This window comes from Streptomyces shenzhenensis (genome assembly GCF_003688995.1).
Lineage (GTDB): Bacteria > Actinomycetota > Actinomycetes > Streptomycetales > Streptomycetaceae > Streptomyces > Streptomyces shenzhenensis_A.
The window spans coordinates 351,500-371,742 of record NZ_PENI01000004.1 but is presented as its reverse complement, the minus strand read 5'-3'; the positions used below and the strand labels follow the sequence as shown (position 1 = coordinate 371,742).

The window sequence follows — 20,243 nt, the reverse complement described above, 5'->3', positions numbered from 1 at the left end:
CCCTATGCACCCGACGCCCCAGATGAACCCGGTTCGGATCACTTGCCCGCAACCGGCCGGCAGCCGGGGTCGCTCTGGCACCACAGGGTGCGGGTGACGGTCACGGTGTCGGTGGGGGCGGACCGCGGTCCGCTCGGGGGCCGGTAGGTGGCGGGCGGGGTGTACGCCGGCGCGGGGGTGGCACTGCAGTCGCCCAGGCCGTTGACGTGGAACCGCTGTCTGCCGTCCACCGCGGCGACCAGGTCGCCGCGCACACAGGCGCCGTCCACGGCCTTGGTGATCCGGCCCTTGACGGTGATGTCCTTGCCGTCCTCGGTCCGTCCCTGGCAGTCGACGGAGATGATCGTGCTCTCGGTGGGCGACGGTGTCCGCCCGGTCGCCGTGCCGCCCGCCGTCCTGCCCTCGTCGCCGCCGGTGCAGCTGAGCCAACTCACGTCGATGTGCTGCTGTGCCAGCCGCGCGGTCGCGGTTCTGTCAGTGGTGTACACGACGGTCGCGGTGCTCAGGCCGTCCGGCCGGCAGGCCACCGCGCCGACCACGGCCAGCGCCGCGAGCCCCGCCGCGGCCGTCACCCGCGCGCCCCGCGGCCGACGCCGAATCCGGCTGAATACCCCCATGGAGGGCAGAGTGCCACCGACTTGGGCACCGCGGTAGGGCACAAACGGCCAGTCACCTCTTCGTGTGAGTCCGGCGCCGGGCGGTGGGCCGGGGCCGGCGGCCCGTCAGGACCAGCGGCCGGTGCGGCCCAGCAGCAGGGCCGCGGCGGCGGTCCCGGCGGTCGATGTGCGCAGCACCGTGCGGCCGAGGACGTACGGCCGCGCGCCCGCCTGCGCGAAGAGCGCCAACTCCGCCGGGGAGACGCCGCCTTCGGGCCCGACGACCAGCACGATGTCGCCCTCGGTGGGGAGTTCGGCGGTGGCCAGCGGCTCGCTGCCGTGCTCGCGGTCCTCGTGCAGTACGACGGCGAGGTCGGCGTCGGCGAGCAGCGCGGCGACCTGTGGGGTGGTGGCCGCGTCCGCGATCTCCGGGAAGCGCACCCGGCGGGACTGCTTGCCGGCCTCGCGGGCGGTGGCGCGCCACTTGGCGAGCGCCTTCAGACCCCGGTCGCCCTTCCACTGGGTGATGCAGCGGGCCGCCTGCCAGGGCACGACGGCGTCGACGCCGACCTCGGTCATGGTCTCCACGGCGACCTCGCCCCGGTCGCCCTTGGGGAGCGCCTGGACGACGGTGATCCGGGGCTGCTCCACGGGCTCCTCGACGACGCTCGCCAGGTCCATGAGGACCAGCCGGTCCTTGCCCTCGGCGGCCTTGACCACGCCCTCGGTCCAGCGCCCGCGCCCGTCGGTGAGCACGACGTCCTCGCCGGGCCGCAGCCGCTTCACGGACACCGCGTGCCGGCCCTCAGGACCGTCGAGCACGAACTCCCCGCCGGGCACGGCCACGCCGTCCAGTGAGTCGACCACGAACACCGGCGCCGTCATCGCGGGTCGTCCCCGGCCGACAACGCCGTCCTGGCCGCGTCGAGTTCGGCCGCCAGGGTCTCCACCAGCTGTCCGGCGGGCAGGTCGCGGGCCATCCGGTGGCCCTGGCCCGCCCACAGCGCCATGCCCTGCGCGTCACCGGCCTTGGCGGCGGCCTTGCGCAGCGGCGAGGTCAGATGGTGGACCTCGGGGTAGGCGGCGGGGGCGTAGGGGCCGTGCTCGTGCAGGAACCGGTTGACCAGGCCGCGGGCGGGCCGGCCGGAGAACGCCCGGGTCAGCTCCGTACGGACGAACAGGGGGCTGGTCAGGGCCTGTTTGTGCACGGCGGACGCGCCGGACTCGGGGGTGGCGAGGAACGCGGTGCCGAGCTGGGCGGCGCCGGCCCCGGCCGCGAGGACCGCGGCGATCTGGGCGCCCCGCATGATCCCGCCGGCGGCGACGATCGGGATGTCCACGGTCTCGCGGATCTGGGCGACGAGGGCGAGCAGTCCCAGGCCGGAGCCGTCGTTCTCCGGGATGTCCCGGTGGGTGCCCTGGTGGCCGCCGGCCTCCACGCCCTGGGCGATCACCGCGTCGGCGCCGGCCCGCTGCACGGCCAGGGCCTCCTCCGCGGTGGTCGCGGTGACCAGGGTGAAGGTGCCGGCCCGGCGCAGCGATTCGAGGGCCTCCGGGCTCGGGACCCCGAAGTGGAACGAGACCACCTTGACGGGGTTGTCGAGCAGCACGGCCAGCTTGGCGTCGTAGCCGTCGTCACGGCCGCCGTCCGGGTCGCCGAGCTCGGTCTCGTACCAGGCGGCCTCGCCGGCCAGTTGGTGCGCGTACACCTCGACGGCCGCCGCGTCGGCGTGCTCCGGCTGGGGCATGAAGACGTTCACACCGAAGGGACGGCCGGTGAGCGCCCGCAACTGCTTGATGTCCTGATACATGCCGTCGGCGGTCTTGTACCCGGCGGCGAGGAACCCCAGCCCGCCGGCCTCGGACACGGCGGCGGCGAGCTGCGGGACGGCGACACCGCCCGCCATGGGGGCCTGCACGATCGGATGTGGGCAGAGATCGGTCAGTGCGGAGGACATGACCGCATGTTGTCACGTCCTCCGAACAAGTCCGAACCCGGCCTGCGCTTGGCATAGGCCTCCGGCAACCGGGTGCGTCAGCGCCCGTGGAACGCGTCCCTCAACCGGGAGAACGGACCCCGCCGCCCCGGCTGACGGTGCCTGCCCGGGGGCACCCCCGGCAGCACCTCTCAGCTCACGTCAGCGCCCGTTGAACGCGTCCTTCAGTCGCGAGAACAGACCCTGCTGCCCCGGCTGGAACTGGCCCTGGGGGCGCTCCTCGCCGCGCAGTTTGGACAGCTCGCGCAGCAGGCGCTCCTGCTCGGGGTCGAGCTTGGTCGGGGTCTGCACCTCGACGTGCACGATGAGGTCGCCCCGGCCGCCGCCCCGCAGATGGGTCACGCCCCGGGTGTGCAGCGGGATCGACTGGCCGGACTGGGTGCCCGGGCGGATGTCGACCTCCTCCAGGCCGTCCAGCGTCTCCAGCGGCACCTTCGTGCCGAGGGACGCCGCCGTCATCGGGATCGTCACCGTGCAGTGCAGATCGTCGCCGCGGCGCTGGAAGGTGGAGTGCGGCAGTTCGTGGATCTCGACGTACAGATCGCCGGCGGGCCCGCCGCCCGGGCCGACCTCGCCCTCGCCCGCGAGCTGGATGCGGGTGCCGTTGTCGACACCGGCCGGGATCTTCACCGTGAGCGTCCGGCGCGAGCGCACCCGGCCGTCGCCCGCGCACTCGGGGCACGGCGTCGGCACGACCGTGCCGAAGCCCTGGCACTGCGGGCACGGGCGCGAGGTCATGACCTGGCCCAGGAAGGACCGCGTCACCTGCGACACCTCACCGCGCCCGCGGCACATGTCACACGTCTGGGCGGTGGTGCCGGGCGCCGCGCCCTCGCCGTTGCAGGTCTTGCAGACGACCGCCGTGTCGACCTGGATGTCCTTCGTCGTGCCGAAGGCCGCCTCGTCCAGCTCGACCTCGATACGGATCATGGCGTCCTGGCCGCGCCGCGTGCGCGAGCGGGGCCCGCGCTGCGACGCCGTACCGAAGAACGCGTCCATGATGTCGGAGAAGTTGCCGAAGCCGCCCGCGCCGAAGCCGCCCGCACCGGCACCGCCGGACTGCGAGAGGGGATCGCCGCCGAGGTCGTAGACCTGCTTCTTCTGCGGGTCCGACAGCACCTCGTAGGCGGCGTTGATCTCCTTGAAGCGCTCCTGCGTCTTCGGATCGGGGTTGACATCCGGGTGCAGCTCGCGTGCGAGCCGCCGGAAAGCCTTCTTGATCTCTTCCTGCGACGCGTCGCGGCGCACGCCGAGAACGGCGTAGTAGTCCGTGGCCACCTACGACTCCGCCAGGATCTGTCCGACGTACCGTGCCACTGCGCGTACCGCTCCCATCGTTCCCGGGTAATCCATGCGGGTCGGTCCGACCACGCCGAGCTTGGCGACTGCCTCGCCGCCCGAACCGTAGCCGACCGACACCACGGACGTGGAGTTGAGTCCCTCATGGGCGTTCTCGTGACCGATACGCACCATCACGCCCGGATCCTGCGCCTCGCCCAACAGCTTGAGGAGCACGACCTGCTCCTCAAGGGCCTCCAGGACCGGCCGGATCGTGAGGGGAAAGTCATGTCCGAAGCGGGTCAGATTGGCGGTACCGCCGATCATCAACCGCTCCTCGTTCTCCTCGACGAGCGTCTCCAGGAGGGTGGAGAGCACCACCGAGACCGTACCGCGGTCCTCGGCCTCGAAGGCCTCCGGCAGATCCTCGACGAGGTTCGGCACGTCCGTGAAACGGCGGCCCGCGACCCGGCTGTTGAGCCGCGCACGCAGGTCCGCCAGGGACGTCTCGCCGAACGGCGCCGGGCAGTCGACCATCCGCTGCTCGACCCGGCCGGTGTCCGTGATCAGCACGAGCATCACGCGCGCGGGGGCGAGCGAGAGCAGTTCCACATGCCGCACGGTCGAGCGGGTCAGGGACGGGTACTGCACGATGGCGACCTGCCGGGTCAGCTGCGCGAGCAGCCGCACCGTCCGCGTCACGACGTCGTCGAGGTCGACGGCGCCGACGAGGAAGTTGTGGATGGCGCGCCGCTCCGGCCCGGTCATCGGCTTGACGCCCGCGAGCTTGTCCACGAACAGCCGGTAACCCTTGTCGGTGGGGATCCGTCCGGCGCTGGTGTGCGGCTGGGCGATGAACCCCTCGTCCTCCAGCGCCGCCATGTCGTTGCGGACCGTGGCCGGGGAGACGCCGAGGTTGTGCCGCTCGGTGAGCGCCTTCGAACCCACCGGCTCCTCGGTGCCGACATAGTCCTGGACGATGGCGCGCAGCACCTGGAGCCTGCGTTCACTCAGCATCGCGCGCCCACCTCCAGCAAGTCGTCCCCGCGGTCCCACGGATCTGTCGCCTGGCACTCTGAGCGTGCGAGTGCCAACTTCCCCCGCCCCAGTGTACGGCCGTGGGGTACACCCCGGGCAAGGCTGGTCCCGCCGGATCGTGCCCGAAGGCCCCTGGGCGTTAGCGTCGCCGCATGAGGGCGACTTGGGAAGAGGCGGGCTGGGAGCGAGTCTCCGCCGGGGTGGGGCGGTGCCGGCTGCCGGGGTGGGACTGCACGGCCGGGCTGGTCCTCGGGGCGGGCGCGGCGCTCGTCGTGGACGCCGGGTCCAGCCTCGCGGAGGGCGCCTGGCTGCGCGCGCGGGCCGAGGAGATCGCCGGCCACGGTGTGACGCATCTCGCGCTCACCCACCCCCACTTCGACCATGTCTTCGGCGCGGCGGCGTTCGCGGGCGCGGAGGTGTACGCCGCGGTCGGCGTGGACGCGGTGTTCGCCCACGGGCGGGACGAACTGCGCCGGGACGCGGTCCGCAACGGCCTGGACGCGCGGACCGCGGCCGAGGCGGCGCGCACCCTGGTCCCACCCCGCCACCCGGTCCACGGCGAGCGGACGCTGGACCTGGGCGGCGGCCGGCAGGCACTGCTGGCCGCCGTGGGCCCCGGCCACACGGCGCACGACCTGGCGGTGCTGGTCCCCGGCGACCCGGAGGTCGTCTTCTGCGGCGATCTGGTCGAGGAGTCCGGGGAGCCGCAGGCGGGCCCGGACGCCATGCCGTCCCGCTGGCCCGCCGCCCTCGACCGGCTGCTCGCCCTGGGCGGCCCGGACGCGCTGTACGTGCCCGGTCACGGTGCGGTGGTGGACGCGGCCTTCGTCCGCGGGCAGCGCGACGCGCTGGCGGCGCGTTTCGGCGTGTCGTGATCGTCCGCCCGCGCTTTCTCCTATCGTCATCCGAATGCGCCCGTACTCACCGGACCTGACGCCGCCGTGGAAGAAGCCCAAGCCCGTCCCCGAGGTCGCGGCCGAGAACGGTCTGGTGGTGGAGGAGCCCGGCACCGGCTTCTGCGGCGCGGTGATCCGCTGCGAGGCGGGCACGGTCACCCTGGAGGACCGCTTCGGCAAGCACCGCGTCTTCCCGCTGGAGCCGCGCGGTTTCCTGCTGGAGGGCCGGGTGGTGACGCTGGTGCGCCCGTCGTCGGCTCCGGTACGCCCCACCCGTACGGCATCCGGTTCGGTCGCCGTCCCCGGCGCACGCGCGCGCGTGGCCCGTGCCGGGCGGATCTACGTCGAGGGCCGGCACGACGCGGAGCTGGTCGAGAAGGTGTGGGGCGACGACCTGCGCATCGAGGGCGTGGTCGTGGAGTACCTGGAGGGCGTGGACGATCTGCCGGCCATCGTGGCCTCGTTCGCGCCGGGTCCGGACGCGCGGCTCGGCGTCCTGGTGGACCATCTGGTCCCCGGTACGAAGGAGTGGCGCATCGCCGAGTCGGTGACCAGCGAGCACGCGCTGGTGGTCGGTCACCCCTACATCGACATCTGGGCGGCGGTCAAGCCTTCGTCACTGGGCATCGCGGGATGGCCGAAAGTACCGCACGGCCAGGACTGGAAGACGGGCGTGTGCCGGGCGCTCGGCTGGCCGGAGAACACGGGTGCGGCGTGGCAGGGGATCCTGTCACGGGTGCGGTCGTACCGGGACCTGGAGCCGGAGCTGCTGGGGAAAGTGGAGGAACTGATCGACTTCGTCACGGCCGGCGATGACGTCTGACGTTCTCGTGAGCGGCGAACTCGCTGGTCTCCCGGGTGATCAGTCCACCAGGTCCCGTACCACCGCGTCCGCCAGCAGCCGGCCCCGCAGCGTGAGCGCCGCGCGCCCCGTTTCGTACGGCCCCCGCTCCAGCAGCCCGTCCGCCAGCGCCCGGCGCGCCGCCGCGAGGCCCGTCTCCCGCAGGACTTCCAGCGGTACGCCCTCCCGCAGCCGCAGTTCCAGCAGGATCCGCTCCACCCGGCGGTCCTCGTCGGACAGGATCTCCCGCCCGGCGCCCGGCGTTCGGCCCGCCGCCAGCGCCGCCGCGTACGCCCCCGGATGCTTCACGTTCCACCAGCGCACCCCGCCCACGTGGGAGTGCGCGCCCGGGCCCGCGCCCCACCAGTCGGCGCCGCGCCAGTACAGCTCGTTGTGCAGACAGCGGCCGGCGGCGGAGGTGGCCCAGTTGGACACCTCGTACCAATCGAAACCGGCCGCGGCAAGGGCCTCCTCCGCGATCAGATAGCGGTCCGCGTGCACGTCGTCGTCGGTCATCGGGATCTCGCCCCGGCGGATGCGGCGGGCGAGCCGGGTGCCCTCCTCGACGATCAGGGCGTACGCGCTGATGTGGTCGGGGCCCGCGCCGAGCGCCGCGTCGAGCGATGCCCGCCAGTCGTCGTCCGACTCCCCCGGCGTGCCGTAGATCAGGTCCAGGTTCACCTGCTCGAAGCCGGCCGCCCGCGCGTCGGCGACGCATGCCTCCGGGCGGCCCGGGGTGTGGGTACGGTCGAGGATCTTCAGCACGTGCCGGCGCGCGCTCTGCATGCCGAAGGAGATCCGGTTGAAGCCGCCCTCCCGCAGGGTGGCGAGGTAGGCCGGGTCGACCGACTCGGGGTTCGCCTCCGTCGTGATCTCCGCGTCCGCGGCGAGCCCGAACTCGGCGCGGATCGCGCCCAGCATCCGCACGAGGTCGTCCGCGGCCAGCAGGGTCGGCGTGCCGCCGCCGACGAAGACCGTGCGGACCTCGCGCGGGTCGTCGCCGAGCACCTTGCGGGCCAGCCGGATCTCGTCGGTCAGGGTGTCCGCGTAGTTCTCCTGGGAGGCGAGCACTCCGCCCGTGCCGCGCAGTTCGGTGGCGGTGTAGGTGTTGAAGTCGCAGTATCCGCAGCGGGTCGCGCAGTACGGGACGTGCAGATAGAACCCGAGGGGCCGGCCGGCGGCCCCGGCGAGCGCGGACGCGGGCAACGCGCCGTCGACGGGGACGGGCTCACCATCGGGAAGAGCGGAAGGCATGTCCCCCATTGTCCCGCACGGAACCGGTGCCTCCACCGACCCCGGTCGCCTCGTGCACCGCGCCGGCCAGTTAACGGCTCCGGGGGCGTCGGTCACTCTGCCTGGAGGACCAGCAGGGCCAGATCGTCCTCCGGGGGCTGTCTGCCGAAGTCGTGGACCAGCCTTCTGATCCGTTCCGCGATCAGTTCGGCGCTCAGCCCGGCGCAGTCGGCCAGCGCTCGCGCGAGCCCGTCGCCGTCGTCGAACTGGCGGGATCCGCAGCGGCGCTCGGTCACCCCGTCGGTGACGCACAGCAGGCTGTCGCCCGGCCCCAGCTCGATGGTCTCGCTGATGTACGTGGCGTCCTCGATGACACCGAGCAGGGTCTGCGGCTGCGCGGCCGTGCGGACCTCACCGTCGGGCCGCAGGACCAGCGGCAGCGGATGGCCGGCGGAGGCGAGGGTGCAGCGGATGCCGCCGTCGAAGGGGGCGAGTTCACCGTAGAGGAGGGACAGGAAGCGGGTCTGCGGCCCCTCGCCGGGGGCCACGGCCCGGCCGCCGGCCGCGACCAGCGCCCGGGCCGCCGCGTCCGCGGCCTCCGTCGCGTCGTCGAGCAGAAGCTGGTTGAGACGGTCGAGGACGTCGGCGACCCGGTAGCCCTCGCGGGCCAGCAGCCGCAGCCAGGGCCGGGCCAGACCGATCACCACGGCGGCCTCGGGGCCCTTGCCCTGGACGTCGCCGACCGCGAAGCACCAGCGGCCGTCGCCGGCCGGGAACAGGTCGTAGAAGTCGCCGCTCGGCCCGCCCTGATCGCACGGCTCGTAGACGAGCGCGCTGCACATACCCGGGATCTCGGCGACCGCCCCGGGCAGCAGCCCGCGCTGCAGGACGGCGCTGATGGTGGCCTGTCGCGCGTACTGGCGGGCCGCGCCGATGGCGAGGGCCACCCGGCGGGCGAGGTCCTCGACGAGCCCGACGATCTCGTCGGGGAAGCGGGTGAGGCCACGCCGCCCGATGACGAGCGTGCCCAGCGGCCGGCCGCCCGCGATCAGCCGGTAGGCGAGCGCCGCGCCGTGCGCGGACCGCGGGCCGAGGGCCTCGCCGGGCCAGGGGTAGGGCTCGGGTCCGGAGCGCAGGCCGTTCCGGGGGCGCGGCGGTTCCTTCTCCAGCCTGCGGCGCAGCTCCTCGATGAGGTTCTCGCTCGCGTGCCAGACCCGGGTGAGCCGCGGTCCGGCGAGACCCGTGCCGTCCGCCCAGCCGCCGCGGACGGTCGACTCGTCCTCCAGCCACACCGCGCACCAGTCGGCGAGGCGCGGCACGATCAGCTGCCCGGTGAGCGCGGCGACCAGGCCCTCGTCGAGCTGCCCGGCGAGCAGGTCGGAGGCCTCGGCCAGGAAGGACAGCGCGCCCCGGCCGAGCCATTCGCGGTCGCGTCCGGCCCGGTGGGGTCCGGGCGCGAGGATCTCGGCGTCGGCCAGTGCGCGCTCCCCGGCGTGCGCCTCGCATCCGTCGGCCGCCGGCGCGTCCTGCGCGGACAGCCGCGCCCACACCGTCTTGGCGCCGGTGCGGTACGCGATGCCCCAGGACTCGGCGAGCGCGGCGACGAGGCGCAGCCCGCGCCCGTACTCCGGGGTCTCGTACGGCGATTCGGCGGCGTGGTCACGCGGCGCGCGCGAGGGATGGTGGTCGCCGACCTCGACGACGACGGCGCCGTCCGCCTCCAGCCGGCAGGCCAGTTCGACCTCGGTGCCCGCGTGCACGACGGCGTTGGTGACGAGTTCACTGACCACGATCATGACGTCGTCGGCGAGCCGCTCGCCGGTCACGAGGCCCAGCTCGGCCCACTCGGCGAACACACCGCGCACCAGCGCGCGGGCGGAGCCGGGCGCGAGGGGGCTGCCGGGCAGGGTCGCGTGCCTCCGGGTGCGCGGGTCCGCGCCCGCGTCCGGGGACGCGGGCGCGGTCACGGGCACGGTCGGATGCGCGGACGGCTCGAAGCCACGGGACACGGTCTCCCGTTGCGTCGGTATGGCCCCCATTGCAGCTCCCCGGGCGGTTCGGACGATTGGGCCTCGGTCGTTCAGGCCTCGGTCGTTGCCGACAGGGTGACAGACCGGCTGCGTCCATAAGCGTGGAGTCACCGAAGTGACCCGCCCTGCGTGAGAACCGTGCTACAGGGTGCTACGGGTGTGCTCGAAGACGAACAGAAACGGCCACATCTGCGAGCGGGCGGGAGGGCTATGACTCGCGGGCGCCGGCGTACATCTCGTCGATCAGGTGCTTGTACTCCCGTTCCACCACGGGCCGCTTCAGCTTCAGGCTCGGCGTGATCTCACCGTGCTCGACGTCCAGGTCGCGCGGCAGCAGCCGGAACTTCCTGATGGTCTGCCAGCGTTGCAGCCCCTCGTTGAGCTCCTTGACGTACCCGTCGATGAGGGCGACCGTCGCGGGCGCGGCCACGACATCGGCGTACGACGTGTCCGCCAGGCCGTTCTCCTTGGCCCACGCCATGATGGCGGGCTCGTCGAGAGCGATGAGCGCGGTGCAGAAGTTCCGGTCGGCGCCGTGCACGAGGATGTTGGAGACGTACGGGCAGACCGCCTTGAACCGGCCCTCGACCTCGGCGGGCGCGATGTACTTGCCGCCGGAGGTTTTGATCAGGTCCTTCTTGCGGTCGGTGATGGTCAGATAGCCGTCGGGGGACAGCTCGCCGATGTCACCCGTGTGCAACCAGCCGTCGGACTCCAGCACCTCGGCGGTCTTCTCGGGCAGATTGTGGTAGCCCTGCATGATGCCGGGGCCGCGCAGCAGGATCTCGCCGTCCTCCGCGATGCGCACCTCGCAGCCGGACAGCGGCTTGCCGACCGTTCCGGTGCGGTAGGCCTCGCCGGGGTTGACGAAGGAGGCCGCGGCGGACTCGGTGAGGCCGTAGCCCTCCAGGATGTGGATGCCGGCGCCGGCGAAGAAGTAGCCGATCTCGGGCGCGAGCGCGGCGGAGCCGGAGATACAGGCGCGCAGATTGCCGCCGAAGGCCTCGCGGATCTTGGCGTAGACGAGCGCGTCGGCGACCTTGTGCTTGGCGGACAGGCCGAACGGCGCGCCCGCGGTGCCGGTGCGCCGGAAGGTGTCCTGGCTGGTCTTGGCGTACTCGCGGGCGACCTCGGCCGCCCACTGGAAGATCCGGTACTTGGCGGCGCCGCCGGCCCGGGCCTTGGCCGCGACGCCGTTGTAGACCTTCTCGAAGATGCGCGGTACGGCGGCCATGTACGTCGGCCGGACGACCGGCAGATTCTCGATGATCTTGTCGACGCGGCCGTCCACCGCGGTGACATGGCCGACCTCGATCTGGCCGGAGGTGAGCACCTTGCCGAAGACGTGCGCCAGCGGCAGCCACAGATACTGCACGTCCTCGGCGCTGATCAGGCCGGTCGCGGCGATCGCCTTCGCCATGTACGACCAGTTGTCGTGCGGCAGCCGCACACCCTTGGGGCGGCCGGTGGTGCCGGAGGTGTAGATGAGGGTGGCCAGCTGGTCCTTGGTGATCGCCGCCACCCGCTCCTTGATCAGCTCGGGCTGCTTCTCCAGGAGGGCGGCGCCGCGCTGCTCCAGCTCGGCCAGGGTGAGCACCCCGTCGCCGGTCTCCACACCGGCCGGGTCCAGCACCACCACATGGGTGAGGTCGGGCAGCTCGGCGCGCCGCTCCCGCGCCTTGGCGAGCTGGGCCGCGTCCTCGGCGATCAGCACCCGGCTCCCGGAGTCGGAGAGGATGAACGCCGACTCGTCGATGTTCGTCTGCGGGTAGACGGTCGTGGTGGCGGCGCCGGCGCACAGGATGCCGAGGTCGGCGAGGATCCACTCGACCCGGGTCGAGGAGGCGAGCGCGACGCGCTGTTCGGGCTGTACGCCCAGTTCGATCAGCCCGGCGGCGATCGCGTAGACCCGCTCGGCCGCCTGCGCCCAGCTCAGCGACTTCCAGTCGTCCGGGCCCTGACCTGAGGCAGGGGGCACCGGGTAGCGGTAGGCCTCGGCGTCCGGTGTGGCCGCGACGCGCTCCAGGAACAGGGTCGCCACGGACGGCGGACGGTTCTCGATCAGTGTCTGTGTGTCGCTCACGACATCCTCCGGGACCCGCGACGGTGCGGCTGGCTCAGTGCGGCTGGGTACACCCGCGGGCCGGGCGTCCGGGCCGTCGCCCGGCGTTGTTTAACCCGCGAGTAACTATCGAGCAGAGATCAGGGTAGAGCCCGGCCCCGCCGACACGTAAGGGGCGGCGGCCTGTCACTTCCTACAGAGAGCGACCCTACGCACGCGTAGGGGCTCGCCGCACTTTCACACGGCGAGCCCCTGTTGGTCCGGTTTGCCGGGGCACCCGGATGTAACCGGCGGTTACTTCTTGGCCTTGCCCGACCCCGCGCTGTCATCGCTGGACAGCACGGCGATGAAGGCCTCCTGCGGAACCTCCACGGAACCCACCATCTTCATCCGCTTCTTGCCTTCCTTCTGCTTCTCCAGCAGCTTCCGCTTACGGGAGATGTCACCGCCGTAGCACTTGGCGAGGACGTCCTTGCGGATGGCGCGGATGGTCTCGCGGGCGATGACCCGGGAGCCGATGGCCGCCTGCACCGGCACCTCGAAGTTCTGCCGCGGGATCAGCTCCCTGAGCTTGGCGACGAGCCGTACGCCGTACGCGTAGGCCTGGTCCTTGTGGGTGATCGCGGAGAAGGCGTCGACCTTGTCGCCGTGCAGCAGGATGTCGACCTTCACCAGGGAGCTGTTCTGCTCGCCGGTGGGCTCGTAGTCGAGCGAGGCGTAGCCGCGGGTCTTGGACTTCAGCTGGTCGAAGAAGTCGAAGACGATCTCGGCGAGCGGGAGGGTGTAACGGATCTCCACCCGGTCCTCCGACAGGTAGTCCATGCCGAGCAGGGTGCCGCGCCGGGTCTGGCACAGCTCCATGATCGCGCCGATGAACTCGGTGGGCGCGAGGATCGTGGCCCGCACGACCGGCTCGTACACCTCGTCGATCTTGCCCTCGGGGAACTCGCTCGGGTTGGTCACGACATGCTCGACGCCGTCCTCCATGATCACGCGGTAGACCACGTTGGGGGCGGTGGCGATCAGGTCGAGGCCGAACTCGCGCTCCAGGCGCTCGCGGACCACATCGAGGTGCAGCAGGCCCAGGAAGCCGACCCGGAAGCCGAAGCCCAGCGCGGCGGAGGTCTCCGGCTCGTAGACCAGCGCGGCGTCGTTGAGCTGGAGCTTGTCGAGGGCCTCGCGCAGGTCGGGGTAGTCGGAGCCGTCCAGCGGATACAGGCCCGAGAAGACCATCGGCTTCGGGTCCTTGTAGCCGCCGAGCGCCTCGGTGGCGCCCTTGGCCTGGCTGGTGATCGTGTCACCGACCTTGGACTGGCGGACGTCCTTCACGCCGGTGATGAGATAGCCCACCTCACCCACGCCGAGCCCGTCGGCCGGCAGCATCTCGGGCGAGCTGACGCCGATCTCCAGCAGCTCGTGGGTGGCGCCGGTGGACATCATCCGGATCCGCTCGCGCTTGTTGAGCTGGCCGTCGACGACCCGGACATAGGTCACGACACCGCGGTAGGAGTCGTAGACCGAGTCGAAGATCATGGCGCGGGCGGGGGCGTCCTGGACGCCGACCGGGGCCGGGATCTCGGCGACGGCCTTGTCCAGCAGCGCCTCGACGCCGAGGCCGGTCTTGGCGGACACCTTCAGGACGTCATCGGGCTCGCACCCGACCAGGTTGGCCAGTTCCTCGGAGAACTTCTCGGGCTGCGCCGCCGGCAGGTCGATCTTGTTCAGCACGGGGATGATCGTGAGGTCGTTCTCCATCGCCAGGTAGAGGTTGGCGAGGGTCTGCGCCTCGATGCCCTGGGCGGCGTCCACGAGGAGGATGGTCCCCTCGCAGGCGGCGAGCGACCGCGAGACCTCGTAGGTGAAGTCGACGTGCCCGGGGGTGTCGATCATGTTGAGGATGTGCGTGTTGCCCGGGTCGTGGCTGGGAGCCCACGGCAGACGCACCGCCTGGGACTTGATCGTGATGCCACGCTCACGCTCGATGTCCATGCGGTCGAGGTACTGGGCACGCATCTGCCGCTGCTCGACCACACCGGTCAGCTGGAGCATCCGGTCGGCGAGCGTGGACTTGCCGTGGTCGATGTGCGCGATGATGCAGAAGTTGCGGATCAGAGCCGGGTCGGTACGGCTCGGCGCGGGCACATTGTTAGGGGTCGCGGGCACGCAGGGTCCTGATTCTTGAGGTATCCGCAGGGTGAACGGTCTCGGGTCGGATCGATACGTAGTCTCCATGGTCCCATGGGCGGGGACCATGGACGGGTTTGGGCTGGCCGCGGGGCCACTGGTACCGTGAGTGGCTGTGCCTCATGCCCGCTCGGCACGGGGTGCGTCTCAAGAAATCACCGGTTCGGGACCTATAGCGGCCCGTACCAGAACCTGAAAAGGCTCATTCGTGGCGAACATCAAGTCCCAGATCAAGCGGATCAAGACCAACGAGAAGGCTCGGCTGCGCAACAAGGCCGTGAAGTCCTCCCTGAAGACCGCGATCCGCAAGGCCCGCGAGGCCGCTGCCGCGGGTGACGTCGAGAAGGCCACCGAGTACCAGCGCGCCGCCGCGCGCCAGCTCGACAAGGCCGTCTCCAAGGGCGTCATCCACAAGAACCAGGCCGCCAACAAGAAGTCGGCCCTGGCGTCCAAGGTCGCGTCCCTCAAGGGCTGAGTCAGCTCCGACTTGACCGCCGGGAGGACCAAGAGCGGGCCCTCTCTCATCCGCTCCCACCCGGCACCCCGAACTCGCACGCGGCCTGCGTTCGCAAGTCGTGGCGAGTTCCGACAACCCACCGTGAGGTACGTCGAGCCCTCTACCTCGGCTCACGGACAGACTACGCAGTACGCCACGCTGCGACAGCGCCCCCAGACCCACTCTGGGGGCGTTGCTGTGTCTGCCTGCGGACGTGAAAATGCCCGCCCACCTCCACGGGGGAGGAAGTGAGCGGGGCTCGTACCGCCCCGGGCGGTCCCGGAGGACCCCACCGACGGGCGGTGCCTCGTCCCCGGCGGCGGACTCGGGACGAGAAGTTCAGGACGCGGACAGGACGAGGTATGCCGACCAGAGTCCCGCCGCGCCCACCGCGAGCGACGCACGGGCGCCGCACGCGGGTCTAGGGGGCCGACGCAGTCCAGTGATACGTGCCTTTGTGCTGACCGTCGATCACCAGAGGTCCGCAGTGGTTCGGACCGGCGTGCGGCTCGTCGTCGCACGTCACCACAACTCCGGTCCAGTCGACGCCGACGACGCGTTTTTCCAGCTCGATGAAGGTGAGCGGCAGCAGCGTGGTGGCACCGCAGATGGCCTCCGCCGACGGATCGATCCTCCATCCGGTCTGCCTGACGATGCGGAACCGGCTGTGCCCAGGGTGGGCGTCGTGGTGCTCCTCCGCCCACGCCTCTGCTTCGGTGGTGTGCTCGATGTCCTGTGACTCAATGCAGTTCGCACACTCGACCCATCGGCGTACCGGGAGATCATCCAGCGTGATGCGCGACGTGAGAGCGGGATATGCAGCAGTGCGTACGACAGCCGTCATGCCCGACCCCCCTTCTTCCAGTCGTGCGGGTGGCGGCCGATTTCAACGGCCAGGTCCGTTGCGTGCGACGGATCGTGGGCGGGGCTACCGATCTCCGTCGCCTGGCCCCACTGCCGTTTGAGCGCCTCGCACACGTCGCATCCTGGCGCTGGCGCGGGAGGGGCCGACGTGGCTGGTTCCGCCAATAGCACGGGGTCTCTTGACGCTCTCTCCATTGCCATCCCTGCACCTCCGCCGTGGGACCTGTGCGACAAACGTAGGCGTGTGGAGATGGGGAGTTCCACGAAATCCTACGAAGTTCTATGTGACTTCAGTCCAGCGAGTCAATCGCTGCCGAGATAAGCCCCCGTGCCTCAGCACCGAAGACAGCAAGCGACTTCATTTCCTCGAAGGCGTGCGCGTACATCGAGATCTCGCCTGGTGCAGTGACTGTGATAGCGGCCGTCAGAAGTTCGACAGAGACACGGTCGTCGTCGAACACTGTGAACGTCTCCACCGTCCACATACCCCGCTCGCGTCCGGCAGGGATGACGCCGACGGACACAGCCGGCAGTGCCATGACGGAGAGCAGATAGCCCAGTTGCCCCGCCATGACGGCGACGTCCCCGACAACGTGGCGCAGCACGGATTCCTCCAGGAGGAGCGCGAACCGGTGATCTCCGCCGCGGATGATATGGGACCGGTCGACGCGTGCTGCTGCTGCCTCCTGGACGTCCTCCGGCGTGCCGTGTACGCGGGCAATGTTCCCCAGGAGCGCCGCAGCGTACTCGAAGGTCTGGACGAAGCCAGGGATCACGCTGGAGCTGTAGACGCGGAACGTCTTCGTGCGCGCATACAGCGGGATCCGGGATTCCTGGAGCCGACGAAGGCCGCTCCGCTGCACACGGCGCCACTCCAGATACATGGAGTCAGCCGTCCGGTTCGCCGCCAGGAGATCCGGAATCTTGTCCTCTGCTCCGCACGCAGTGCACCACGCCCGGATGTCATCGTCGGAGGGAGGCGTTGTCGCGCTCTGGAGACGTGACACCTTGGACGGCAGCCATCCCGCCCGTGCCGCAACCTCCCTACCCGTCAGCCCTGCGTCACGCCTGATCTCGCGGAGCTTCTCCGCGATGGCGCGGCGAGCCTCGTCGAGGGCAGCGGAAGGGTAGGGAGATTGCATCAGGAGGCGCGCTCAGATCCGGTAGTCCTTGTGAGGGATCGCGCGGGACCACACCGCCTCGAAGGCATCGGAATGACGCTTCACGACGTCGGGATCGTCCTCCATCACGTCCTCGACGAACCGGCCGTCACCTGCGAACAGGCTGAAGCGGATCAGTCGGTCGTCGAAGATCCACAGATCGTTGCCCGGAAGCAGCAGGTCCGACACCAGGCGCCGCGGGAGCCACCGGACGTCTTCGCCGGCCGCGATGTTCTGCGGAGTGCACGAGTGCTCGTAACGGATGTACTCGCTTACCGGCTCAGAGACGACGCGCGCACGGCGCATGACGACTCCGCGGCCCACAGCATCGGCCACGGCATCGTGGAAGCCGTTCCACCACGACGCCCGGTCGTCGTGGTTGTACTCCCGTCCGTCGCACCATGCTGCAAAGTCCGCGTCTTCCTCAGCCACCCCGTAGACATCCCGCATCTCCAGGTGGACTGCGGACGAGCGGCATCCGGCGAGCAGCTCAGCGAACGGCGGCACGTTCTGCGGCATCGAGCGCCTCCCTGATCTGCTGCGCCATGCGGACAGGCAGCCTGACGACCGCCTCCGTGTCGGGGATGGGCCCCGTAGACAGGCATTCTGCCTGGAGTGCGTCGTCCGCCTTCCACCCCTGGAACACGAACTCCTGCTTCTCCTCGTCGAGCCACACCGTCGGGCAGTGGTCGCCGTTCGTCTCGGGGTCCTTCCCGAAGAACCGTAGCGGCATGATGACCTCCGTTGTCACGTGGGTTGCGCAATGTTCTACGACCATCACGCCGACGGACGAGCGCGTCAAGGGCGCATAGAACTACACGGGTTGATGTGGCTGGAACTAATCAGCTTCCATCCCAAGCTCCGTATCGGGGCGGCAGAAGGGACACGCCTCTAGCTGCTCGTCGACGAGGGCGAGGCGCGCAGCATGGTGCGGGAGCCTCTAGCTCTCGGTTAGCTTGTCTGTTCTGACCCACTTGCCACGGAATCGCTTACCCGAGCCGATGATGACTACCGGCCGCACTCGCGAAGTGTTCCGTGTCTTGAGGAAGTCGAGGACAGGTCCGTCCATGACGCTCCACGACAGCGAGTGCAAGCCCTCCAGCTTCTCCGGGAGCTTCGCAGAGCCAGGCATGTGGTTGATGATGACCATCGACTTGTCTGAGCCGTCATCCAAGTACCACTGGGTCACTTCGCAGTCGCCGCGCCCCTTGTTGTACGCGGTGACGGTGAGGACTCGTGTCGGTTCCGACGTGCCCGCCATGTCAACCACCGTCATCGGTGTGACGGACGGTGAGATTCTCGGCCCGGACCATCGCCAGATGGCGAACTGCCACGCCAATGCGACAAACGTCGCCATGAGACTGGATACCCCAACCGATGCCAGGACGATGCTCGTCCACGGAACACTTTCGGCTGCCACCTGCACAGCACCCCACCCCTCATGACTGCATGAGAGGTAAGTCGTACCACACGATGTCGGTTACGCCGTCAGCGTGGAAACCACCACGGAGAGATCCGCGAGGATGGACGGGCAGGAGCCGCGTCGGCGTCCCGTCATTGCGATGTAGCGGCCGGTCCCGTAGATCTCTACTGCCGTACCGTCGGGGCGTCGGATGCGGCGTCCCTGTCGGACGTCAGCGCGGCCCCAGATGTGCAAGCCATCGCCGGACGGGGACACCTCTACGTAGGTGGTGCCTGCGTCGCGGAGGATGACTGCGGCCCACGGAGCCACGCGGCCCGTGAGCGGGTTGAGACAGTGGTCGAGGTCGAGGCACACGATGTCGTCCTCCTCGGAGAGGACGAAACCCAGACCGACGCCGGCCGTCGAAGCGGTGGCATCCTTGTGCGTGCTCCAGGTCCGCGGGTCCGTCGATGACGCCGCCATGCCGGCGACGGTCAATGGGGCTTTGTCCGCGGAGCGTCGAACCCACCTGTCGCGGGTCTTCAGCTCGTCGGGGAGCATCTTCCGCGCATTGGCGCGGGAGAGTGCCTTCCGACACCGAGGGGAGCAAGTGCGGGCGTGCGAACGCACCATGAGCGGAAGCTCGTTGGGGCACATCGCACACATCCTCGTGGTCATCGAACATCCCAGGGGAGCGACAGAGCGTCGCCCTCACGGCGCGGTACCACGTGGTAGTGCAGGTGAAAGATGGTCTGTGTAGCCACCGCGCCGCGTGACGTGATGACGTTGCAGTGCGTTTCAGCGGCCAATTCGGCCGCGCGTCGCATGGTCATGGCGCTCACTTCTGGATCATGGCCGACGTCCGCCACGTGTACGCGCGGGACCACCAGCACGTGCCCCGGCGTCACCGGGTTGAGTGGCACGAACGCAACCGCGTCGGACCACTCGTGCACGATCTCCGCTTCCGTCTCCCCACGCACGATCGTGCAGAACGGGCAGTCATATACGGGCATGGGGGCGAGTTCCATAGACTCAGCATACTGGGGGCGTGTCACACTTTCAATCCTTCCACCTGCAATTATGCACTCTCTGACCATGCTGGCGAGTCACGCTTTCAAGGCGGGCGTGATGCTCAGCAGCCCCCGGGAGGCTGCATGCGACCGACTCCGGGCCTACCGCGCGGTGGACCCAAAATCACTCCTCCAGACCCCCCAGACCCGCACAGAGCGCGAGACCGAGCACCTCGACGGTCTGGCGATCTTCCCGGAGGGGATCACCCCCCTGGGTCTGGGGCTAGTCGATCTTCGCAGCGAAGCCGACGCGAGGCTGCCGACGGGCTCCGTCAGCAAGCTCGCCGCGGATCTCCAGGCGGCTGGGGACGAGCGTGATCGTCACCGTCATGGACGAGCGATCACGACCAACATTGATCTTCGGAGGCTTCGCAAACTTCCCAACGTCAACGCCGTTGACCGAGACGCGCGTGACGATCACGCCGTCTTCGCCCGCGTCGTCTGCCTCCTCCAGCACCACATGGGCACCGCTCATGGCTAGTCTTCCAGTGCTGGATGTGTCTGCTTGGGCCGCTCTGTACGCACGCGCGTGAATGCTGCTGCTCGGCCGCCCTCACTGGCGCTGCTCCTGGCGTGGCACCACCCGCACAGTACCCGTAGATTCCCCATGCTGTGGTCGCCCCCGGGCCGTATATGGTCCACGTCTGTGGCCTCTCTGCCAGAGAGCCGGCCGTCAGAGAACCGGGCCTGACAGACGTGGCCGTCACGCCGCAGGACGCGGCGTCGTATGCGTGGCTAGTCCTTCGGTAGGCGGCTTCTGCGCGTGCTGTTGGCCCACGCCATTCGTCCACCTCCCGCTGCTCTGTTCGTCTATGGGGCTCTTTACGAGGCGCTCTACGTCGGCCGTCGACAAGGCGGCAGAGAAGGCGCACAAGCGCGGGGATACAGCCTACGTGCGCACCATCCATGCCATCCCGGGCAAGCCGGACGGGGGCCCTGCAATGGCCATCACGCGGATTGAAGCGGCCGGCTGGAAGCTGGAGAACCAGCACGAGGACGTGAGGATCGACCACGGATTCAGGCAGACGTACTGAACGCTGACCTTCAGGGCCGCTCCGAAACTGCCGTAGAACGTCGGGCAGCCCCATCCCGAGGA

General features: G+C 70.1%; 21 protein-coding genes and 1 pseudogene. 5 read left to right on the top strand and 17 right to left on the bottom strand.

Features of this window, described 5'->3' with window-relative positions:
• Positions 1-38: 38 nt before the first annotated feature.
• The 5 genes from CTZ28_RS09340 to hrcA all read right to left on the bottom strand — a co-directional run bounded on the left by CTZ28_RS09340 (position 39) and on the right by hrcA (position 4,888).
• Entirely contained in the window at positions 39-617 is a 579-nt protein-coding gene (locus tag CTZ28_RS09340) for a hypothetical protein (RefSeq protein ID WP_121888787.1), read from the bottom strand.
• A 105-nt stretch (positions 618-722) separates the two neighbouring features.
• Positions 723-1,481: a 16S rRNA (uracil(1498)-N(3))-methyltransferase gene (locus CTZ28_RS09335; protein WP_121888786.1), complete on the bottom strand. Its 759-nt coding sequence runs from the start codon at positions 1,479-1,481 to the stop codon at positions 723-725.
• Positions 1,478-2,554 (bottom strand): nitronate monooxygenase, encoded by a 1,077-nt coding sequence (locus CTZ28_RS09330; protein ID WP_121888785.1) that lies wholly within the window; start codon positions 2,552-2,554, stop codon positions 1,478-1,480. The genes CTZ28_RS09335 and CTZ28_RS09330 overlap by 4 nt, the downstream gene beginning before the upstream one ends.
• Positions 2,555-2,734: 180 nt before the next feature.
• On the bottom strand, positions 2,735-3,871 hold the full coding sequence (gene dnaJ / locus CTZ28_RS09325) for a molecular chaperone DnaJ (protein WP_121888784.1): 1,137 nt from the start codon (positions 3,869-3,871) through the stop codon (positions 2,735-2,737).
• Positions 3,872-4,888, bottom strand: coding sequence for a heat-inducible transcriptional repressor HrcA (hrcA, locus tag CTZ28_RS09320; RefSeq protein WP_121888783.1), 1,017 nt, complete (start codon positions 4,886-4,888; stop codon positions 3,872-3,874).
• Between the two features lie 173 nt (positions 4,889-5,061).
• On the opposite strand from hrcA, the gene CTZ28_RS09315 reads away from it, so the two are divergent.
• Together CTZ28_RS09315 and CTZ28_RS09310 are read left to right on the top strand one after the other, a co-directional pair.
• A complete protein-coding gene (locus CTZ28_RS09315; protein WP_121888782.1) occupies positions 5,062-5,784 on the top strand; it encodes an MBL fold metallo-hydrolase in 723 nt (240 codons plus the stop codon).
• Between the two features lie 34 nt (positions 5,785-5,818).
• Complete coding sequence (locus tag CTZ28_RS09310) at positions 5,819-6,628, top strand: DUF3097 domain-containing protein (RefSeq protein ID WP_121888781.1); 810 nt, start codon at positions 5,819-5,821, stop codon at positions 6,626-6,628.
• A 39-nt stretch (positions 6,629-6,667) separates the two neighbouring features.
• On the opposite strand, the gene hemW is transcribed toward CTZ28_RS09310, so the two are convergent.
• The 4 genes from hemW to lepA all read right to left on the bottom strand — a co-directional run bounded on the left by hemW (position 6,668) and on the right by lepA (position 14,134).
• Complete coding sequence (hemW, locus tag CTZ28_RS09305; protein WP_121888780.1) at positions 6,668-7,900, bottom strand: radical SAM family heme chaperone HemW; 1,233 nt, start codon at positions 7,898-7,900, stop codon at positions 6,668-6,670.
• Positions 7,901-7,992: 92 nt separating this feature from the next.
• The gene (locus CTZ28_RS09300) at positions 7,993-9,918 is read right to left on the bottom strand and encodes a SpoIIE family protein phosphatase (protein WP_121888779.1); all 1,926 of its coding nucleotides are present in this window, start codon (positions 9,916-9,918) and stop codon (positions 7,993-7,995) included.
• A 199-nt stretch (positions 9,919-10,117) separates the two neighbouring features.
• The gene (locus CTZ28_RS09295; protein WP_121888778.1) at positions 10,118-11,992 is read right to left on the bottom strand and encodes an AMP-dependent synthetase/ligase; all 1,875 of its coding nucleotides are present in this window, start codon (positions 11,990-11,992) and stop codon (positions 10,118-10,120) included.
• 273 nt (positions 11,993-12,265) lie between these two features.
• A complete protein-coding gene (gene lepA / locus CTZ28_RS09290) occupies positions 12,266-14,134 on the bottom strand; it encodes a translation elongation factor 4 (protein ID WP_121888777.1) in 1,869 nt (622 codons plus the stop codon).
• Positions 14,135-14,363: 229 nt separating this feature from the next.
• Between lepA and rpsT the strand changes: the two genes are divergently transcribed.
• Entirely contained in the window at positions 14,364-14,630 is a 267-nt protein-coding gene (rpsT, locus tag CTZ28_RS09285; RefSeq protein WP_015660447.1) for a 30S ribosomal protein S20, read from the top strand.
• Between the two features lie 442 nt (positions 14,631-15,072).
• On the opposite strand, the gene CTZ28_RS09280 is transcribed toward rpsT, so the two are convergent.
• From CTZ28_RS09280 to CTZ28_RS49485, 5 genes and pseudogenes are all read right to left on the bottom strand, one after another.
• On the bottom strand, positions 15,073-15,495 hold the full coding sequence (locus CTZ28_RS09280) for a DUF7848 domain-containing protein (RefSeq protein WP_121888776.1): 423 nt from the start codon (positions 15,493-15,495) through the stop codon (positions 15,073-15,075).
• A gap of 310 nt (positions 15,496-15,805) precedes the next feature.
• Positions 15,806-16,657 carry a helix-turn-helix domain-containing protein gene (locus CTZ28_RS09270; RefSeq protein WP_121888775.1) on the bottom strand — a complete coding sequence of 284 codons (852 nt, stop codon included), beginning with the start codon at positions 16,655-16,657 and terminating at the stop codon, positions 15,806-15,808.
• 12 nt (positions 16,658-16,669) lie between these two features.
• A complete protein-coding gene (locus CTZ28_RS09265) occupies positions 16,670-17,194 on the bottom strand; it encodes a DUF6879 family protein (protein WP_121888774.1) in 525 nt (174 codons plus the stop codon).
• Positions 17,166-17,408, bottom strand: a complete 243-nt coding sequence (locus CTZ28_RS09260) for a hypothetical protein (protein ID WP_121888773.1) — start codon at positions 17,406-17,408, stop codon at positions 17,166-17,168. Before CTZ28_RS09260 ends, CTZ28_RS09265 begins: the two co-directional genes overlap by 29 nt.
• 105 nt (positions 17,409-17,513) lie before the next feature.
• Positions 17,514-17,597 (bottom strand): annotated as a pseudogene (locus CTZ28_RS49485) (DUF6233 domain-containing protein); the annotation flags it as partial.
• 145 nt (positions 17,598-17,742) lie between these two features.
• On the opposite strand from CTZ28_RS49485, the gene CTZ28_RS47665 reads away from it, so the two are divergent.
• On the top strand, positions 17,743-18,120 hold the full coding sequence (locus CTZ28_RS47665) for a hypothetical protein (protein WP_147481125.1): 378 nt from the start codon (positions 17,743-17,745) through the stop codon (positions 18,118-18,120).
• A 35-nt stretch (positions 18,121-18,155) separates the two neighbouring features.
• On the opposite strand, the gene CTZ28_RS09250 is transcribed toward CTZ28_RS47665, so the two are convergent.
• The 3 genes from CTZ28_RS09250 to CTZ28_RS09240 all read right to left on the bottom strand — a co-directional run bounded on the left by CTZ28_RS09250 (position 18,156) and on the right by CTZ28_RS09240 (position 19,622).
• Complete coding sequence (locus CTZ28_RS09250; protein WP_259471518.1) at positions 18,156-18,638, bottom strand: hypothetical protein; 483 nt, start codon at positions 18,636-18,638, stop codon at positions 18,156-18,158.
• Between the two features lie 113 nt (positions 18,639-18,751).
• On the bottom strand, positions 18,752-19,105 hold the full coding sequence (locus CTZ28_RS09245) for an HIT family protein (RefSeq protein ID WP_259471517.1): 354 nt from the start codon (positions 19,103-19,105) through the stop codon (positions 18,752-18,754).
• Positions 19,106-19,370: 265 nt separating this feature from the next.
• Entirely contained in the window at positions 19,371-19,622 is a 252-nt protein-coding gene (locus tag CTZ28_RS09240) for a hypothetical protein (protein ID WP_121888770.1), read from the bottom strand.
• A gap of 418 nt (positions 19,623-20,040) precedes the next feature.
• On the opposite strand from CTZ28_RS09240, the gene CTZ28_RS46890 reads away from it, so the two are divergent.
• On the top strand, positions 20,041-20,181 hold the full coding sequence (locus tag CTZ28_RS46890) for a hypothetical protein (RefSeq protein ID WP_183154318.1): 141 nt from the start codon (positions 20,041-20,043) through the stop codon (positions 20,179-20,181).
• The last annotated feature ends 62 nt before the right edge of the window (positions 20,182-20,243 follow it).

Excerpts from the sequence above, each read along its gene's own strand:
- CTZ28_RS09340 (WP_121888787.1), bottom strand. The coding sequence starts at position 617 with ATGGGGGTATTCAGCCGGATTCGGCGTCGGCCGCGGGGCGCGCGGGTG.
- CTZ28_RS09335 (WP_121888786.1), bottom strand. The coding sequence starts at position 1,481 with ATGACGGCGCCGGTGTTCGTGGTCGACTCACTGGACGGCGTGGCCGTG.
- CTZ28_RS09330 (WP_121888785.1), bottom strand. The coding sequence starts at position 2,554 with ATGTCCTCCGCACTGACCGATCTCTGCCCACATCCGATCGTGCAGGCC.
- hrcA (WP_121888783.1), bottom strand. The coding sequence starts at position 4,888 with ATGCTGAGTGAACGCAGGCTCCAGGTGCTGCGCGCCATCGTCCAGGAC.
- CTZ28_RS09315 (WP_121888782.1), top strand. The coding sequence starts at position 5,062 with ATGAGGGCGACTTGGGAAGAGGCGGGCTGGGAGCGAGTCTCCGCCGGG.
- CTZ28_RS09310 (WP_121888781.1), top strand. The coding sequence starts at position 5,819 with ATGCGCCCGTACTCACCGGACCTGACGCCGCCGTGGAAGAAGCCCAAG.
- hemW (WP_121888780.1), bottom strand. The coding sequence starts at position 7,900 with ATGCCTTCCGCTCTTCCCGATGGTGAGCCCGTCCCCGTCGACGGCGCG.
- CTZ28_RS09300 (WP_121888779.1), bottom strand. The coding sequence starts at position 9,918 with ATGGGGGCCATACCGACGCAACGGGAGACCGTGTCCCGTGGCTTCGAG.
- CTZ28_RS09280 (WP_121888776.1), bottom strand. The coding sequence starts at position 15,495 with ATGACGGCTGTCGTACGCACTGCTGCATATCCCGCTCTCACGTCGCGC.
- CTZ28_RS09270 (WP_121888775.1), bottom strand. The coding sequence starts at position 16,657 with ATGCAATCTCCCTACCCTTCCGCTGCCCTCGACGAGGCTCGCCGCGCC.
- CTZ28_RS09265 (WP_121888774.1), bottom strand. The coding sequence starts at position 17,194 with ATGCCGCAGAACGTGCCGCCGTTCGCTGAGCTGCTCGCCGGATGCCGC.
- CTZ28_RS09260 (WP_121888773.1), bottom strand. The coding sequence starts at position 17,408 with ATGCCGCTACGGTTCTTCGGGAAGGACCCCGAGACGAACGGCGACCAC.
- CTZ28_RS47665 (WP_147481125.1), top strand. The coding sequence starts at position 17,743 with ATGACGCTCCACGACAGCGAGTGCAAGCCCTCCAGCTTCTCCGGGAGC.
- CTZ28_RS09250 (WP_259471518.1), bottom strand. The coding sequence starts at position 18,638 with ATGCTCCCCGACGAGCTGAAGACCCGCGACAGGTGGGTTCGACGCTCC.
- CTZ28_RS09245 (WP_259471517.1), bottom strand. The coding sequence starts at position 19,105 with ATGGAACTCGCCCCCATGCCCGTATATGACTGCCCGTTCTGCACGATC.
- CTZ28_RS09240 (WP_121888770.1), bottom strand. The coding sequence starts at position 19,622 with ATGAGCGGTGCCCATGTGGTGCTGGAGGAGGCAGACGACGCGGGCGAA.